Genomic DNA, 17,209 nt, shown 5'->3' with positions numbered 1-17,209 from the left:
TGTCCTAGTAGCGCGTGGCGGCGAGCACCACGAGCAGCACGAGGAGGACGGCGGCCAGGAGGGCGAAGCCGTAGAGTGAGGGGGGAGTGGTGGCACGGCGCAGCAACTCCTCGGCCTGTGCCTTGTCGTCCGGGCTGGGATTGTCCGCCAGGATGCGCTCGGCCTCCCGCCGGGCGGCAACCACGTCCCCCGAGTCCTTGAGCTTCCATGCCGCCTGCATCCGGGGGGAAGCAGGATCCTTCGGCGTCTGTCCGCCTTTCGCCATGGGGCAACTCTATAGCGGGGAATGCAAGGGCGCGTCGACGGTATATAGAAACCCCTATGCCCGTGCGCCCCCTCAGCCGTCGAACCTTCCTGCTCGGGAGCGCGGCGCTCGTCCCGCTGCTGTCCGGACGTGCGTTCGCCTTCGGAGAGAAGAGCCGCTTCATCCCCGCCGTGGCCCGGCATGGCGGCCGCTGGGACACCCGATTGTCGGGGCTCCGACGAATCGCCTGGGAGTTGCAGCGGCGCACCTCGGTGGAGGTGTTGCCGGATGCCCGCCCCTTCGCCCTCTCCAGCCCGGAGCTCTTCGACTACCCCTTCCTGTACCTGGGCGGGGACGGGGCCTTTCCGCCCTTCAGCGAGGCGGAGGTGGAGAACCTGCGGCGCTACCTCACCTTCGGGGGCTTCCTCCTGGCGGACGCCAATGACGGCAGCGATGGGGCGGGCTTCGATACCAGCTTCCGCCGCGAGCTGGCGCGGGTGCTGCCGCAGAGCCCCCTCACGCCGGTGCCCTCCACCCACGTCGTCTTCAAGAGCTTCTTCCTGCTGGACTCGGCGCCGGGCCGGTTGCTCAACAAGCCACAGTTGCTGGCGGCCAACCTCGGCAAGCGGGCGGCGGTGATGTACTCGCAGAACGACCTGGCCGGGGCGTGGAACCGCAGCGAGGCGGGAGACTACGAGTTCGACGTCTCCCCGGGCGGCGAGCCCCAGCGCGAGCTGGCCGTGCGGCTGGGGGTGAACCTCTGCATGTACGCCCTCTGCCTGGACTACAAGGACGACGCCGTCCACCTGCCGCTCATCCTCAACAAGCGCCGCTGACGCGAGGCCCCTGACTCATTCATGGACACCACCCCCTTCAATGCCTGGAAGCTCGTCAGCCTCTCGCCGCTGCCCGTCTGGGCGCTGGTGCTGATGGGCGTGGGCCTGGCGCTCGGAGTGGGGCTGGCGGCGTGGGGCGTGCGGCGAGAGCCGGCGCGGCTGCGGCGTTGGGCCCTGTGGACGCTGCGCGCGGGCGCGGGCCTGGCGGCGCTTTTCTTCCTGCTGGAGCCCGGCATCCGCAACCTGCAGGTGGCGCGGATGAAGAACCGGCTGGCGGTGCTGGTGGACCGCTCGGCCTCGATGAACTTCCCGGTGGAGCCGGGGGGCGTGACGCGCTCGGCGCAGGCGGCCGCCTTCCTGGAGAAGGCCGCGCCGGGGCTGGCGGGGCTGAACGACCGGTACACGGTGGAGGTGTACGGCTTCGACCCGGAGCTGTCACCCACCTCGGCCGAGGCGCTGGCGAAGGAGCCGGCGCGGGCGGGCACGTCGGATCTGCTGTCGGCGCTGCGCTCGGTGGGCGCGGGGGCGCAGGGGGCGAAGAAGCTGGGCGGTGTGCTGCTGGTGAGCGACGGCGCGGACAACGTGGAGCTGGCGGGAGGCGCGGTGGGCCGGGCGCGAGCGGCGCTGGCGGACCTGAACGTGCCGGTGTCCACCTTCCTGGTGGGGCGCGAGGCGCTGAAGGACCTGGCGGTGGAGCGGGTGAAGGTGGATGACTTCGCCTTCGTGCGCAACTCCATCACGGTGGAGGTGGAGGTGCACGGCCGGGGCTTCTCGGGGCAGGACGTGCCGGTGGTGCTCAAGCAGGAAGGCAAGGTGGTGGCGAGCAAGTCGGTGCGCTTCGAGTCCTCGGACGACGTGAAGCCGGTGGGCTTCACCTTCACGCCGGACCAGACGGGGCGCTTCGTCTACACGGTGAGCATGCCCGTCTTCCCGGACGAGGCGGTGGGGGACAACAACACGCGCTCCTTCGTGCTGAAGGTGATTCGCGACCGCGTGCGTGTGCTGCTGGTGGTGGGCCGGCCCTCGTGGGACGAGCGCTTCCTGCGCGGACTGTTGCGCCAGGACGCGAACGTGGACCTGGTGTCCTTCTACATCCTGCGGACGATGTCGGACGAGCCGGGCGTGGTGAGCCAGGAGCGCGAGCTGTCGCTGATTCCCTTCCCGATGGAGGAGATCTTCGACACGAAGCTGGACACCTTCGACGTCGTCATCTTCCAGAACTTCGGTTACACGGACACGTCGCTGTCCATCGCCCAGTACGAGCGCAACCTGGAGCGCTACGTGCACAACGGCGGGGCGCTGGTGATGATTGGCGGCGACAGCGTGCTGGGCGAGGGCCGCGCGAGCATGCCCACGCTGTACGAGACGCTGCCGGTGGAGGGCGCGGGTCCGGCGAACGTGGAGCCCTTCAAGGCGCGGCTGACGCCGGAGGGCATGCGTCACCCGGTGACGGCGATGGCGTCGGGAGGGGCGAGCACGGAGACGGTCTGGGCGGACCTGCCGGCGATTCCGGGCGCGAACCAGACGCGGGCGAAGCCGGGAGCGACGGTGCTGATGGATCACCCGTTCATGACGGTGGACGGGAAGAACGCGCCGCTGGTGTCGGTGTGGGACTACGGGCGGGGCCGGTCGATGGTGGTGGGCACGGACGCGAGCTGGTACTGGGCGTTCACCTCGCACAAGGGAGGCTCGCCGAGCCGCGCGTATGACCGGTTCTGGAGCAACGCGCTGCGCTGGCTGGTGCGCGACCCTGACCTGACGACGCTGAACGTGACGGCGGATCCGCCCTCGGTGGAGCCGGGCAAGGCGGTGGGGGTGGTGGTGTCCTCGAGGACGTCGGACTACCAGCCGGCGCAGGACGCGCAGGTGAGGGTGGAGCTGGTGTCGGTGGACACGCAGAAGCCGGTGGCGGTGCAGACGGGGCAGACGGGCCCGGACGGCGTGGTGCGGCTGGAGTTCGCGCCGCCGGCACCGGGGCCGTACAAGCTGGTGGCCACGGCGAAGAAGGGCGAGACGGACCTGGGCAAGGGCGAGGACGCGGTGGCGGTGCGCGCGGTGGGCCCGGAGCTGTCGGACGCGTCGGTGCGGCCGGAGCTGATGGAGCAGATCGCGAAGTACACGGGAGGCAAGGCGTTCCGGCTGCCGATGAATGGGTTGCCGGACGACGTGCCGCTGTTGGATCCGCCGGTGGTGGAGGTGGGCCGGGCGAAGGACCGGCCGCTGTGGGACCGCTGGTACTACCTGGTGGCGCTGGTGGGGCTGCTGGGCACCGAGTGGTTCCTGCGCCGCCGCTTCGGCTACGTGTGAAAGAACCACCCCTTCCCCCGCCGCGTGCGTGGCGGGGAGGGGCACGCATCACATTCAGGGTCTCCCCACTCTCTCCCTGGAGGGGGAAGGCCATGAAGCACATCACGACCGTCGTAGGCGCCACGGGGTTGCTGGGTGGTGCGATCTGCGGACACCTGAGGGCCTCGGGCCTCCCCGTCAGGGCCATGGTCCGGCCGACCTCGGAGCCAGGCCGGGTCGCGCGCCTCGAACAAGCGGGAGTGGAGCTGCGGCAGGGGGACTTGAAGGCCTCATCCTCCCTCGAGGCGGTCTGCGAGGGAGCCCGGGCCCTCATCTCGACGGCTACCTCCACGGTCTCCAGACAGGTGGGGGATTCGATCCAGTCGGTGGACCTGGAGGGCCAACTGGCTCTCGTGGAAGCAGCGCGGCGCGCGGGAGTGGAACACTTCGTCTTCGTCTCCTTCGCTCCCATGGACGTGGACTTCCCCCTCCAGGGGGCCAAGCGTGCGGTGGAGCAGTCGCTGATGCGGAGCGGGATTCCCCGCTACACCATCCTCCAGCCCACCTATTTCACCGAGGTCTGGTTGAGCCCGGCCCTGGGCTTCGATTTCCTGAAGGCCCGGGCACGCCTCGTGGGGACGGGGCGTGGCAGGCTGAATTGGATCTCCTTCGAGGACGTGGCCCGGTTCGCCGTGGGGGCGCTGGAGCATCCGCGCGCCTGGAACGCGGTCCTCCAGCTTGGGGGGGAGGAGGCCCTCGGGCAGCTCGACGTGGTCCGCCTCTTCGAGGAGCGGAGCGGGCGCGCGTGGACGCTGGAGCACCTGGCCGAGCAGACGCTCCGCGAGCAGTTCGAGGGTGCCACGGAGCCACTCCAGCGCTCCCTCACGGCACTCCAGCTCCACCTCGCGCTCGGCGGCCCGGTCGATCCGAGACCCGCCATGGAGGCCATGGCGTTACGCCCCAGCCGGGTCCGCGACTACGTGGAGCGCATGGTGTCTGGTCTTTCGGGGAGGGATTGACGGCCGGCCTTGCCATGCCCTTCTGGCTGGCTCCCTTGTCACACCAGGGCCCGGCCCTCACTCATTCACCACGAAGACAGGGGTGCGCATGATGTGGACTTCGTCAGTTGTCGAGCCGGTGGGGACCCCGGGGCCGGTGGCTCCCAAGTCCTACCGCCTGGGCACGCACCGGCTGATTCCTCCCGAGGAGACGCTCCGGAGGGTCCGGCCCCTCATGCGGGAGATGGGCATCACGCGCATCGCCCAGCTCACGGGCCTGGATTGGATTGGCCTTCCGGTCGTGGCGGTGTGCCGGCCCAACGCGCGCTCGCTGTCGGTGTCCCAGGGCAAGGGGATGGAGCTGGCCGCGGCGCAAGCCTCCGGGTTGATGGAGGCGGTGGAGTCCTACCACGCCGAGCACATCGACCTGCCGCTGCGGCGCGCCAGCTACGACGAGCTGCGGATGAGCCACCCGGTGGTGGAGGTGAATGGGCTCCCGCGCCTGTCGGTCAACGCCTTCCACCCGGCGATGCGGCTGTTGTGGATCGAAGGGCGTGCGCTGGGGGACGGCTCACCCCTGTGGTTGCCGTTCGAGCTGGTCCACACGGATTTCACGCTCCCCCTGCCCGAGGGCAGTGGCGCGTTCCTCATGAGCTCCAATGGACTGGCCTCTGGAAACCATCCGTTGGAGGCCATCAGCCACGGGCTCTGTGAGGTGGTGGAGCGCGACGCCACCACGCTGTGGCACGTCCGGAGCGAGGCGTCGCAGGGCCAGACGCGATTGGAGCCAGGCACGGTGGATGATCCGCTCTGCCTCCAGGTGCTGGAGCGCTTCGAGCGTGCCGGGATGGAGGTGGCCATCTGGGAGACGACCACCGACGTGGGGCTGGCTTCCTTCTTCTGCCTCCTCGCCGAACGCTCGCTGGAGCCGCTGCGGCCCCGCGCGCCCACGTCGGGGGCGGGCTGTCATCCCGCTCGCGAGGTGGCCCTGCTGCGCGCGCTCACCGAGGCGGCCCAGGTGCGGCTCACGATCATCTCCGGTGCTCGCGACGACATGGGAGTCACGCGCTGCTACGAGGCCTTCCGGGATCCCGCCGTCTGGCGCCATCAAGTGGAGCGGATGCGCCGCGAGCCGCCGGCCCGGCACTTCCAGGACGTCCCCACCTTCGCGGGGCGGTCCTTCGAGGAGGACGTGGCCTGGGAGTTGGAGCGGCTGGCGGCGGTGGGGCTGCGCCAGGTGGTGGTGGTGGACCTGTCCCGGCCCGAGTTCTGCGTCCCCGTGGTGCGGGTGGTGGTGCCTGGGCTGGAGGCGCTCCACGACGCGCCAGGCTACGTCCCGGGACGCCGGGCCCGTGAAAAGCTGAAGGAGCGCGGCCGATGATCTACGTCTTCGTGGGGCCGACATTGCAGGAGCGGGAGGGCAGGAGCGGGCTGGAGGCCGTGTTCCTTCCGCCCGCGGCCCAGGGGGACGTCTACCGGGCCGCGCTCGAGCGGCCACGGGCCATCGGTCTCATCGACGGCTACTTCGATTGTGTCCCCTCCGTCTGGCACAAGGAGATCCTCTGGGCCATGGCCGAGGGCATCCCCGTCTTCGGAAGCGCGAGCATGGGGGCGCTGCGAGCCGCGGAACTGGCCTCGTTCGGCATGGAGGGGGTGGGGGCCATCTTCGAGGCCTTCCAAAGCGGCGAGCTGACGGATGACGACGAGGTGGCCATCGCGCATGCCCCCGCCGAGGACGGCTTCCGCCCGTTGTCCGAGGCCCTGGTCAACATCCGGGCCACCCTGGCGGCCGCCGGGCACGAGGGCGTGGTGGACACGCGGGTGGGCGAGGCCCTGGTGCAACTCGCCAAGAGGCTCTACTACCCCGAGCGGAGCTGGCCCGTCCTGCTCGGGCGGGCCGTGGAGGCGGGCTTGCCGTCCGAGCCCCTGCGGCGGCTGCGGGAGTGGCTGCCAAGGGGACGGGTAGACCAGAAGCGTGCGGACGCGCTGGCCATGCTCCACCAGATGCGCGAGTACCTGGCGGCCCGCCCCGGACCCAAGCAGGTCTCGTACACGCTCGCCCAGACGGATGCATGGGCGGAAGCGCGCCGATGCGCCGGGCGCCTCGAGCCGGCCAGCCGGAAGGAGGGCGAGCCGCTCCCGCTGGAGGCGTTGCTCGAGGAGCTGCGGGTCGGCGGCCTCCTTCCCCGGATGCGGGCCGGCGCGCTGGCTCGTGCCCTGGCCCTGGAGGAGAGCCGGCAGAGGGGAGGGGAAGTCGAGCTGGAGGCGGTGCAGCGGGTCTGTGAAGCGTTCCGCCGCGAGCACGGCCTGGAGGAGCTGTCTTCATTCAAGCAGTGGCTGGTGGCGCAGCGTATCTCCGAGCCGTTGCGGTTCTTCCGGGATGAGACGTGGGTACACCAGACGGAGCTGCTGCACGCCCCGGAGGTGGAGCGGTGCCTGCCGGAGCACCTGCGCTCGCTCGGCGTCTACGGGCCGCTGCTGGACCGCGCCCAACGCAAGGCGCGGATGCTCTCGAGCTCCGGCCTGGAGCACCCCGCTCTCGAGGAGCTGGGGCTCGACGAGGCGGCGCTGTGGCGCTGGTATTTCACCGAGCGGCTCGGCCAGCCCGTGCCCTCCCAGCTCGAGCGGTACGCACGCGGCGCGGGTTTTGGCGGCGTGGATGAGCTTCGGCGCGCGGCGCTGCGGGAGCACTGCTTCCTGCGCCTGCAGCGGGAGGGCGCTCAGGAGCTGGGGGCGGAGTGACACGGTCCGCCTTGTCACATTTCGTCTTGGCTCCTCCCTCATAAGGGAGGACCAGGTGATGCCGTAAGGACGAGGGGGCCCGGCAGGCGCGCGGGCGCCTGACGTGTGGCGCCATTCCAGCCACACGGGGCTTGAAGCAGGAGCGGAGCCGTGGACCACGAAGAAGCCTTGCTGGAGAGCAAGCCCTTGATGCCCCAGGCCTTGGGGCCCTACCAGATACAAGGGCTCCTTGGACGCGGGGGAATGGGCGTCGTCTATCTGGGGCGCCATCAGGACCGGGACGAGCTCGTCGCGCTGAAGACGGTCCGGATGCCGCGTGAATCCCTGTCGGCCAGCCTCCGGTGGGAGATCCGCGCGCTCAGCCGCATCCGGCACCCCGGGGTGGTCCGGATCCTCGACAGTGACATCTCTGGTGGGCAGCCCTGGTATGCGATGGAGCTGGTGAAGGGCCGCACGCTCCAGCAGTTCATCGAGCGCTCCTGGTCCATCGAGGGACAGGAGACCCACTCCGCTTCCCCGGTGACGCTGCCCGTGCTCCCACTGCTGAAGCTCGTGCGGAGCTTGTGCCCCCCGCTGGCCTACCTGCATGGCTGCGGTCTGGTCCACCGCGATCTCAAACCCGGCAACGTCTTCGTCCGCAGGAACGGGACGGTGGTGCTCGGGGACCTGGGCGTGGCGGCGGCCTTTGGTGGGGCCTACGGCAGGGAGCTGCTCCAGGTGGATGAGGGCAGGCTGGGCACGCTCCTCTACATGGCGCCCGAGCAGATCCAGGGGGACCTGGTGGACGCCCGTGCCGACCTCTACTCGCTCGGGTGCATCCTGTATGAGTGCGTGACCGGCTTCCCTCCCTTCGTGGGCGCCACGAGCGGAGCCATCCGCAAGCTCCATCTCCGGCAACCGCCTACGCCTCCCTCGGTGCTCCTCGACGAGCCACTTCCGGAGCAGCTGGAGTGGCTCATCCTCAAGCTCCTGGAGAAGCGGCCCCAGGAGCGTCTGGGCTATGCCGAAGATGTGGACCGGGTGCTCGCGGGGCTGGGGGTGGAGGCGGTGCAACCGGCGCGGCTGCCCAAGCCCCGGCCCTACCTCTACCGCTCTCCCTTCACGGGGCGGGAGGAGGCGGTGCGGTGCCTGAGCGCCGAGCTCGACGCGCTGAGCCTGGGCCGTGGGGGCCGCGTCTTCATCGGGGGTGGCAGTGGCGTGGGCAAGACGCGTCTGGCCATGGAGATGGCCCGCGAGGCCATCTTCAGCGAGCTGACGGTGGTGACGGGCGAGTGCATTCCGCTCGGACTCTCGGGCACCCAGGTGGACGCCACGACACGGGCCTCGCCGCTGCACCCCTTCCGCCCCTTGCTGGCCCTGGTGGCGGACCGCTGTCGTGCCTGGGGGGAGGCGGAAACGGAGCGGCTCCTCGGCCCGTGGGGCAAGGTGCTCGTCCCCTTCGAGCCCACCCTGGACTCGCTTCCCTGCCTGCGCGAGCAGCCCCCACCTCCGCCCCTGGCCAACAACGAGGCCGAGCGCGCGCGCATCTTCACCTCCCTCCAGGAGCTCCTCTTCGCCTTCGGCGCGGAGGAGTCGCTGCTGCTCATCCTCGATGACCTGCAGTGGGCGGATGAGCTGACGCTGGGCTTCCTGGAGCAGCTCCGGTACGAGGAGCTGGCCGCGCGGGGCGTGTTGCTGCTGGGCACGTACCGCATGGAGGAGCTGAGCGAGCCCCTGCGGAAGGTGGTGTCCGCGAAGGCCCTGCACCTGGAGCTGGGGCGGCTCGGCGTGTCGAACCTCCGCTCCATGGTCTGCGGCATGCTCGCCCTGGACTCCCTGCCCGCGGACTTCGAGGGGCTGGTGCGCCAGGCCGAGGGCAATCCCTTCTTCGTCGCCGAGTACCTGCGGGCCGCCATCGCGGAGGGGTTGCTCCACCGGGACGCCTCCGGGCAGTGGCGGTTGGCCGATCGGGCCCCTGGCTCGCTCGAGGCGCTCGCGCTGCCCGAGTCCATCGCGGAGATCATCAACCGGCGTCTGGGCGGTCTGGATGCCCGGGCTCATGGGATGGTGGAGCTGGCCGCCGTGCTCGGGCGCGAGCTGGACGCCGAGCTCCTGCTGCGCACCGTGCCGCTGAGCGAGCCGGCGGGCCTGGAGGCCCTGGAGACGCTGAGAGTGCGGCAGATCCTCGAGCCCGTGGCGGGAGGCCGGCTGCGCTTCATCCACGACAAGCTGCGCGAGCTCTCCTACGCGGGCCTGGCCCCCAAGCGGCGCCGCCAGCTCCACCATCGGGCCGCCGAGGCCCTCGAGCAGCGTCATGCCCGGGATCAGGACTTCGCCCTGTTGTTCCCCAGTCTGGCCCACCACTGGGCGAAGGCCGAGGTGCACGAGCGGGCGAGCCGCTACTTCCGTCTGGCCGGCGATGGCGCCCGGGCCTCCTATGCCAACAGTCAGGCGATCTCCTTCTACCAATCGGCCTTGTCCGAGGCGGAGCTGCTCACGCGCTCGGGCGCGGGGCGGCAGGAGGACGGGGCGCCGGACTTGCGCCACCTCTACGAGAGCCTGGGAGACATGTTGGCCCTCTGCGGACGGCAGGAGGAAGCGCGCGCGGCGTATGGCGAGGCCCTGGGCCGGCTCGCTCCACTCCACCCGCGCCAGCGCGCGAGCCTCTGCCGCAAGCTGGGCAAGACCTGGGAGACGCACCACCAGCACGAGGCCGCGCTGCGCGCCTACGATGAGGCCGAAGCCGCACTGGACTCGGCCCACCCGGTGCCCGGTGGGGCCGGCGCCGCGGAGAGCGCGTCCACCTGGTGGCACGAGTGGGTGCAGCTTCAAGTGGATCGCACCTGGGTGTACTACTGGATGGGACGGGTGGAGGAGATGGGCGCGCTCATCGACAAGGTCCGCCCGTCGGTGGAGGCACGAGGCACGTCCCTGCAGCGCGCCCGCTTCTTCCAGGCCATCCTCCTGTGGGCCTTCCGGCGGGAGAACTACGTCCTGTCCGCCGGGACGGTGGAATACGCCCGGCAGGCGGTGGCGGCCAGCGAGCAATCCGGGGACCTCTTCGAGCAGGCGACCTGCCGCTTCTTCCTCGCCTTCGCCCTGTTGTTCCACGGAGCCCTGGACGAGTCGGAGCAGCACGGCCTGGTGGGGTTGCGGCTGGCGGAGCAGGTGGGGGACCTGACGTTGCAGTCCCGCCTGCTGGCGTACCTGCTGCAGGTGTACCGCCGGCGCGGCCAGCTCTCCGAGGCGCGCGTCTGGAGTGAGCACTGCCTGCGGGTGGCCACCGAGGCGCGCATGGAGGATTACGTGGGCGCGGCCCAGGCGACCCGGGCGTGGGTGGCCTGGAAGGAGCAGCGCCTGGACGAGGCCGAGCGCGAGGCGCGGGCCGCCGTGGAGCGCTGGCGCAAGCTCTCGGCGCGCTACTCGCACTTTGGGGGGCAGTGGCAGGGATTGCTGATCCTGATGGCGCTGGAGGCGCGGCGCGGTGAGGTGGCGGAGGCGGTGGCGCGCGCGCGCATGATGCTGGACCCGACGCAGATCCCCCTGCCCGCTCCCCTGGCCGGAGCCTTGAGGGCGGCGCTCGAGGCGTGGCGTCAGGGGCAGCGGCAGGCGGCGCTCGAGCACCTGCGGCGCGCGGTCGAGACCGCCGAGGCGTTCCACTTCCTATGAGGTCAGCGCGCCTGGTCGAGGCGCGGCAGTTGGACAAGGGAGGGGGACCACACACGCAACACCGGAGGAGGACTCGGAGATGGCGAATGGCAATCCAGGTGAGGCGCAACAGCAGGTGTCCCGGTTCTTCATCTTGCGCACCTTCAGTACGATCAAGCCGAAGAAGATGGCGTCCTTCATGAACGCCATCACCTGGCAGGCCGCATGGCTACGGCACCGCTTCCAGTGGGACCGGGTGGTCGTGGGCTATGCCTTGACGGATATCCCCGAGCGGGTCCTGGAGATCTATGGCATCCCAACGGACGATCGCGCGAGCGCGGAGCAGATCCTCGCGACGCTGCACCAGCAGCACGAGTATCAGGAGCTGAAGGAGTGCTGTGAGGGGGTGCGGGAGGATGACGAGATATTGCTCCCCGCGATGCAATACAAGACGTCCCTGCGGGACCTCATGGAGCCACGCATGAAGGAGGCCGGCCTCAATGCTCGCCGGAGAGAACTCCAGAGGAATCGTACCGTGAATCGAAGACAGCTCCTTGAATTCGACAAACTCCAAACCGATCTCGCCGGGGCTCATGCCGAGCTTGAGAGGGCTCACGGGGTGCTCTCTGGGGCTCAAGGGGGGCTCTCTGGGGCTCAAGGGGTGCCCGGGAGGGAAGGGGCGTCCGCGGATGCTCAAGCGGTGGATGCGCGCGAAGCAGCAAGAGAGGCGGTGAACCGTCTCGGGGTGCGGATCAATGAAATCAACAAGCGCATCGCCAACCTGCCACCCAGGCCCACCCTGTCCGCCAGGGAGGCCGAATTCGGAACGCAGTTGAGCGAGGTGAACAAGGAACTGCAGGAGATCCAGGATGCGATCAAGCGCCAGCTCGAGGGTATTCGCATTCCGGACTATTTCCTGAACGTCTCCATTAAATTGAGCCGTACGGCGCTGCCCGCCTACATCGAGCAGATGACGAAGCTGCTCGAGGAATTCGCTTGGGACTTCATCGCCGCGGGCGAACAGCTCCCGCCGCCCGGCCGCTTCCGCGAAGGCGAGGAGCCCGACCATGAAATCATGCACCTCTGGCGGTTCGGGGATGCCAATGACCTCTACCGGCAGATGGTGGGGCTGCGGGAGAGCAAGCGGTACTCCGCCATCACGCAACTGCTCTCCGAGCCCGAGAGACAAATGTTGATGTGTGACTGGGAAGCGCTTTCGAAGACGAAGAGGCCTTCCCCTATCCGTAGTGAGAGCAGGGAGGCGTGATGGAAACCCAGCCCGACGTGACAGTAGACCCGCAGTCACCCGAAGAAGAAGACGAGGAGCTCCTGCGCCCTCGCCCGCCAGGGATGGATGATTTGGTGATCCTCGGCCGGGATGATGCGTTCTATTGGCTCCAGAAAAGCGAGTATCAGAACGAGAGCCACGAGATTGACACCTCCATGGTCGGCCAGGCCCAGCACCTGGTGGAGCAGGGCGTGGTGCTGGCGGATATTCCCGTGGGCAGCATTCCTGGCGTTGGCGCCCAGTGCTATCTGGTGAATCTGGGGGGCATCCGGCGGCCCCCGCCGGTGCCCAGCACGGGCGGGACCATCTCGCACAGCCAAGCCGCCGGCCCGAAGCCCATTGATCCCAATGATGAATGCCTCAAGGTGCCCGCGCCTGGGATTGACGATCTGGTCATCCGCGACAGGGAGGGGACTCGTTTCTATTGGGTCAAGAAGTGTGAGTACCAGAACGACGGCCACAAGCTCGACCAGTTCGATCCCATCCTGGAAGAACAGCTCAGGCTCTTGACGAACCAGGGAGTGGTGATCGCGGATGTACCCGGGAACAGCGTCCCCGGCGTCGATGACATGGGTTGCCTGGTGAATCTGAAAGGCATCCAGCGGCCCCCGGTCAAAGAGGAGCAGGAGGGCACCCCCCCAACCCATTGAGCCGGTCCAGCGAAGCGCCTCGTTGGCCGGGCGCCAGAAGTCCACGAAGGCTGCTGGCCCGGTCGGCGAGCCCACCCTGCGCTGCGTCATCAGGAGGTGTGCCTCAGAAGCCAAGGCTGAAGGGCGACTGTCGGGAGCCCAGGGAGGAGCGCGGCGCCGAAGCACCCGCCGTGCAGCCTCCTTCGGGCACGATTCGGCTCCACCTCTGCTCGAGGCCGAGCCCACCGGGGCCCAGCGATTGAAACCCGATTCCGCCGCATGGTAGGAGGGGGGACCGCTCGGCCCAGACCGAACATCATGCAATCCCCCGGAACTGGACGACCTCGCCAGCGGTTGGCTCGAATCATCGCAGGCGTGCTCCTGGGCCTCGCTGCAACCCTCGCGCTGGTGCTGGTCACGGCGGTGGCCGCTCTGCACAACCTCGGCCGCCCCTGGCTGAAACAACGCATCGTCTCCAGCGTGGAAGCGGCAACTGGCTTGCGGCTGGACTACCAGACAGCCCAGGTCTCCGTGCTCTCGGGTCTGCGGCTGGACGGGCTGGTGGTGCGTACCCCGCCGCCGTTCCAGAGCGTCGCGCCCGAGCTGCTGCGCGTCGGCACGCTGGAGGCGCAATGGTCGCCTGGCTCGCTGCTGAGCGGTACCACCCTGGTCGAGCGGGTGGTGGTGCGGGACGTGGCCCTTGTCCTGGTGGCCGACGATGCGGGGCCTACGTCTCTCACGGGATTGACGGGGCCGGACGCCCCTGAACCGCCGCCCGTTGAAGCGCCACTCGGAGCCTCTCAGCGAGTTGCTGCCCTCCTGGCCTCCGCGCCTCCTGTCGGGAAGGTCGAGGTGTCGGGCGTGTCGTTGAGCTACGTCCGTGTCCGGAACGGTGAAGTGTTCGAGCGCTGGTCGTTGCGTGGGCTCGCGGCCGCGGTCGAAGCGAAGCATCAGGACGATGGATGGAAGGTCTTCGCGCAAGCAGGCCAGCCCGGTACGCCGCTTCCCCTGGAGTTGAGCCGTGAGGGCTCGGCCATTCCGCCGGCCCTGGCTCAGTTGGAGCTGACCCTTTCGGCTGAGGCAGGGGCATCGGCCGCTCGCGTGCGGGTGGACCTCGATATCGCGCGGCAGACTTTCGATCCGCGGTTCACGGTCCGCACCCTGCTGCACGGCGCGGCCTCCGCGAAGTTCGATGGCGAGAAGCGGCACATCGCCATCGACCTGGACCGCACCCAGCTGACCGACAGCGCCGAAGTGCAGGCCCAGGTGGTGCTTCCGGATGCGGCGGATGTTCCGCCCGTCGTGACGCGGGCCCTGGCGGAGCTCGATCTCGGACGGCTGCTGCAACAGCTCCCCGCGGATTTGCGTCCGTTCTCCCTCGAGCGCGGCAAGGTGCATCTGGACGCCCAGGACGTCACGCTCAGCGCGATGCCGCAGCTGGGAGCCCAAGGCAGACTCGGGCTGGACGTTGACGTCGCGGCGCTGCAACTCGCTCAAGACGATTGGCGCGTGGCACTCGGCGGTGGACGCGTCTCCTTGGTGGCGACTCCTGATCCTCAGAAGGGGTTGGCCGCTCAGCTCGCATTCGCGCTCCAGGGGCTCGATGTTGGGGGACCCACCACGCTGCGTGTTCCGAAGGCCTTCGGGGAACTGAAGGGGCACCAGCTGCGGCCAGACCCCTCATCGCCCATCCAGGTCGCGGGGGATGCTGCCCTGTCCGGAATGGTGGAGGCATTGGACGTCCGTGCCTCCGGGCTTCGTGCGACCGCTGAACGTCTGGGATTTCATCTCCATGCCCCTTTGACGGGGGAGCCGCCCTTCGCACTGAAAGCGGACGTGCCCGTGAGGTCCCTCCAGGTGGTCACGGCGGATGGACGCGAGGTGCTGAAGGGCCCCGTGCACGTGAAGCTCGACGTGTCGGAGGCATTCCTCCGGTTGGACGAGCCTCGGCTTGGCCGGGCCCGCGCTCGTCTGGAGCTCGACGTGGGCACGATGCACGCGTCGATGGATGCCACCAAGGGGACCGACGATGTGGCGTACACCCTGGCCGTCGAGACCCCGGACCTCACCGCCGCCCGGCCTTTCATCCCCGAGCCGGTCGCCGCACGCTTTCCCTGGAAGCACCTGGCCGTGAACCTGGCCTCCACGGGCAAAGTGGCGGCGCTCTTCTCTTCCTCGCCACGGTTGGAGCACCGGACGGAGCTGCGCCTGCAGCGGCCGGGATGGGACGACGTGTCGGCCAGCAATGTCGCCGTCGTGATGCGGTCTCGAGGAGATGCCTGGCGGCACAAGGGCGAACTGGATCTCCGAATCGAAGGGCTGCGCGTCGCTGAGAACGACGCGGGTGCTCAGCATCAGACCCTGACGCTGGACCTCGATCGCCGTCAGCCGTCGCTCCGGCTGGGACTCACCAGCCATGAGGGGCTGAAGCTCGCACTCGATGCCGCACTGGCGTTCGACCGGAAGGCCCGCGCGCTTCGCTTGGATGTCAAAGGCTGCCTTCCACCCCTCGGTGCGCTGTCACCGCTCCTGGCCAGGGCTGGGGTGCCCGCGGAGCTGGATTCCTCACGGCTCGCGCTGAACGTCGAGCTGCAAGGCACGCTGCTCGGCGTGCTCACGGACATCGCCGCCGATGGAACCCCGAGCCTGACCCCCGCTCCTCTGCGTACGGCCAGCTTCGAGGGCAAGGCGGTGGTGGACGCGCGCGGCATCCGCTGGAGAGAGGATGCCCGGTCGATCAACCTCCCCGCGCTGAATTGGCAGGTCGAGTCGCACGCCGAGGGGCCGCGGCGAATCGTCCACAGCAACGTGACGGTGGAAAAACTCTCCGTCGGCATGAGCGAGCGCCGGCTGTCCTTCGCCGGCATGTCCAGCGACACCACCGCCACCTTCACCGAGAAGTGGGAAGCGGACGAAATCGAGCTGAAACAACTCTTGAAGGTCCGCTCCCTCGAACAGAGGCCGGCGCTGCCCTATCCGGTGCAGGACCTGGAATGGTCGTTCTCCGCTCGCCGTAAGCCCGAGGGCGTCATCCACATCCCCGACCTGCGACTGTCCAATGCGGGGACGAGCACCCAGCTGAAAGCCGAAGGCCGGCTCGAGCTCGGCGACGACCGGCGCCGCCTGTCGGTGCGGGGTGCGCTGGAGCAGGACTTGTCCAGACTCGCGCAGCCCGGCCGCCTCGAGAGCAGCGGCAAGGTCACGGTCGATTTCAGGGTGGCTTCGCCCAACCTGGTGGTCTTTCGAACCCTCTCCAACGTGCTCTTCCAGAACGTGAATCTGCGGCTGCCGGCCTCGGGGGTCGCGATCGAAACGCTCGATGGCAACGTGCCGCTGACCGAGAACGTGGAGCTCACCGAAGGCCGGGTGCGGCTGCTGGACGACATCGACGTGAACCCGTATTCGATGCTTCGTTTCGCCGACCAACACCCCTTGATCTCGCGCAGCGGCTTCATGTCGGTGGGCAGCATCACCACGCCGTACATTTCCATCGCGCCCCTGGCCGGCAACCTGTTCATCAACCAGCACGTGGTCTCCATGAGCCAGCTGGAGATGGGCGTCCGCGGTGGGCGGATCACCGGACAGTGCGTGTTGAACTGGCAGGGAAAGCACTCCACCCTGGAGGCACACGTGCGGGCGACTGGCGTGAAATCGTCCCGGGGCGAGCCCTTCGACGGCAATGCCGCCGTGGTCATCTCCGGCAAGGATCGCAGCGTCAACGGACGCGCGGAGATCCTGCGCATTGGCAACCGCCACCTGCTCGACCTGCTCGAGCTCGAGGATCCGCACCACACGGATCCCGCCACCAACCGCGTCCGCTATGCGTTGGGCTTGGGCTACCCGGAACACGTGCGGCTGAGCTTCAACCACGGGTTCGGCAGGCTGAGCATCACCATGGGCGGCCTGGCCAGGTTGCTCAGCATCGACGAGATCCGGGGCATCCCCATGGGCCCCATCTTCGACCGTGCCCTCAACTCCTTGTCCGCTTCGGAGACCACCCCATGAAACGCCGCGGGTTGCTGCTGCTTGCCGCCTTCGCCTTTCCCGGGTGCATCCGCGCCCCGGAGATCGTCATGGTCGATCGCGCGACGGCGCTCGAGGAACAGGCGTCAGGCTCGTTCAAGAGCGTGGAACAGCGTCTCGCTCGCGCGGGCATGAGCCCGACGCCGGTGCCCCTCACGCCCAACCAACTGGAGGAGTTGGGCATCCAACCCACGCCGTTGATCGAGAACATGGGCAGGACGCAGGCGGACCGCGTCGACGAGCTGCTGCGGCGCCACTGCGTGGGCGAAGGGCGGGATGGGCTGCTGGTGGTCACCCGGCGTCAATGCCAGGCCGGACGCATGTCCGCCGACGATGTCGCCCTGGTGGAACGGGTGAACCGGGCCCGGCTGCACTTGTGGCAGTGGATGCGGACGGTCCGCCCCGACGTGCCCGAGGAGTCGGTGCGCCGGAACTGGCAAAAGGTGCACGCGGAGGGAGTCATCTGCGGCGGCTGGGTGGAGTCGGATGACGGCACCTGGGGAGAAAAGAAGTGCTGACGCCCCGTGGCCGGTGGT

Annotated in this window: 11 protein-coding genes; 10 read left to right on the top strand and 1 reads right to left on the bottom strand. The window is 69.0% G+C overall.

The annotated features are described in order from the left end of the window. Nucleotides 1-4 precede the first annotated feature (4 nt). Nucleotides 5-265 carry a molecular chaperone DnaJ gene (locus NR798_RS38080; protein ID WP_375767471.1) on the bottom strand — a complete coding sequence of 87 codons (261 nt, stop codon included), beginning with the start codon at nt 263-265 and terminating at the stop codon, nt 5-7. A gap of 56 nt (nt 266-321) precedes the next feature. Here NR798_RS38080 and NR798_RS38075 point away from each other — a divergent pair, with 56 nt between their 5' ends. The 10 genes from NR798_RS38075 to NR798_RS38030 all read left to right on the top strand — a co-directional run bounded on the left by NR798_RS38075 (nt 322) and on the right by NR798_RS38030 (nt 17,191). Then, entirely contained in the window at nt 322-1,080 is a 759-nt protein-coding gene (locus tag NR798_RS38075; protein WP_375767470.1) for a DUF4159 domain-containing protein, read from the top strand. Between the two features lie 21 nt (nt 1,081-1,101). Then, complete coding sequence (locus NR798_RS38070) at nt 1,102-3,387, top strand: glutamine amidotransferase (RefSeq protein WP_375767469.1); 2,286 nt, start codon at nt 1,102-1,104, stop codon at nt 3,385-3,387. A 92-nt stretch (nt 3,388-3,479) separates the two neighbouring features. Beyond that, nucleotides 3,480-4,385 carry an SDR family oxidoreductase gene (locus NR798_RS38065; RefSeq protein WP_375767468.1) on the top strand — a complete coding sequence of 302 codons (906 nt, stop codon included), beginning with the start codon at nt 3,480-3,482 and terminating at the stop codon, nt 4,383-4,385. Nucleotides 4,386-4,473: 88 nt separating this feature from the next. After that, on the top strand, nt 4,474-5,745 hold the full coding sequence (locus tag NR798_RS38060; protein ID WP_375767467.1) for a YcaO-like family protein: 1,272 nt from the start codon (nt 4,474-4,476) through the stop codon (nt 5,743-5,745). Beyond that, the gene (locus NR798_RS38055) at nt 5,742-7,106 is read left to right on the top strand and encodes a TfuA-like protein (RefSeq protein WP_375767466.1); all 1,365 of its coding nucleotides are present in this window, start codon (nt 5,742-5,744) and stop codon (nt 7,104-7,106) included. Before NR798_RS38060 ends, NR798_RS38055 begins: the two co-directional genes overlap by 4 nt. Nucleotides 7,107-7,256: 150 nt before the next feature. Beyond that, the gene (locus NR798_RS38050; protein WP_375767465.1) at nt 7,257-10,754 is read left to right on the top strand and encodes a serine/threonine-protein kinase PknK; all 3,498 of its coding nucleotides are present in this window, start codon (nt 7,257-7,259) and stop codon (nt 10,752-10,754) included. Between the two features lie 79 nt (nt 10,755-10,833). Then, nucleotides 10,834-12,000, top strand: coding sequence for a hypothetical protein (locus NR798_RS38045; protein ID WP_375767464.1), 1,167 nt, complete (start codon nt 10,834-10,836; stop codon nt 11,998-12,000). Beyond that, on the top strand, nt 12,000-12,671 hold the full coding sequence (locus tag NR798_RS38040) for a hypothetical protein (protein WP_375767463.1): 672 nt from the start codon (nt 12,000-12,002) through the stop codon (nt 12,669-12,671). Before NR798_RS38045 ends, NR798_RS38040 begins: the two co-directional genes overlap by 1 nt. Nucleotides 12,672-12,968: 297 nt before the next feature. Then, the gene (locus tag NR798_RS38035; protein WP_375767462.1) at nt 12,969-16,655 is read left to right on the top strand and encodes a hypothetical protein; all 3,687 of its coding nucleotides are present in this window, start codon (nt 12,969-12,971) and stop codon (nt 16,653-16,655) included. Continuing rightward, nucleotides 16,652-17,191: a DUF1318 domain-containing protein gene (locus tag NR798_RS38030; protein WP_375767461.1), complete on the top strand. Its 540-nt coding sequence runs from the start codon at nt 16,652-16,654 to the stop codon at nt 17,189-17,191. The genes NR798_RS38035 and NR798_RS38030 overlap by 4 nt, the downstream gene beginning before the upstream one ends. The last annotated feature ends 18 nt before the right edge of the window (nt 17,192-17,209 follow it).

It is taken from the genome of Archangium gephyra (assembly GCF_042230915.1).
GTDB lineage: Bacteria > Myxococcota > Myxococcia > Myxococcales > Myxococcaceae > Archangium > Archangium gephyra_B.
The sequence above is the reverse complement of the archived record's forward strand: the minus strand, read 5'-3'. Positions and strand labels throughout refer to the sequence as shown.